1 protein-coding gene is annotated in these 346 nt (G+C 50.3%); it reads right to left on the bottom strand.

The features are described from left to right. On the bottom strand, positions 1-346 hold a 346-nt coding region (locus HC175_RS21465), incomplete at both ends, for a metallophosphoesterase family protein (RefSeq protein ID WP_168139953.1).

The following is a 346-nucleotide window of genomic DNA, read 5'->3' as shown; positions in this document are numbered from 1 at the left end:
GCGGTTTTTCGGCATCACCGGAATTCAGGATGCGGTGGTAAGGCTTATGAGTGTGGCCAAAGCACATGATGTCGGCATCGGCGTCTTCCATGATGCGCAGCAGGCTTTTTTCTGCCCGATCCTCGAACAAGTATTCGTTGATCTTTCGTGGGCTTCCGTGTACCAGCAGCAGGTTGAGCTTTTCCTCGTTCAGCTGAAATTCCACCCGTATATGCGCCGGAAGCGTTCTGAGGTAAGCGCGGTTTTTATCAGAGATCAACTCATTGGTAAGAGAAATGGAAACAGCACCATTGGCTTTTTCCTCTTCAGTTTTGTAGGCACAACCACATTCGTCGCTGTTCCTGCC

The organism is Salinimicrobium oceani (assembly GCF_012037645.1).
The sequence above is the reverse complement of the archived record's forward strand: the minus strand, read 5'-3'. Positions and strand labels throughout refer to the sequence as shown.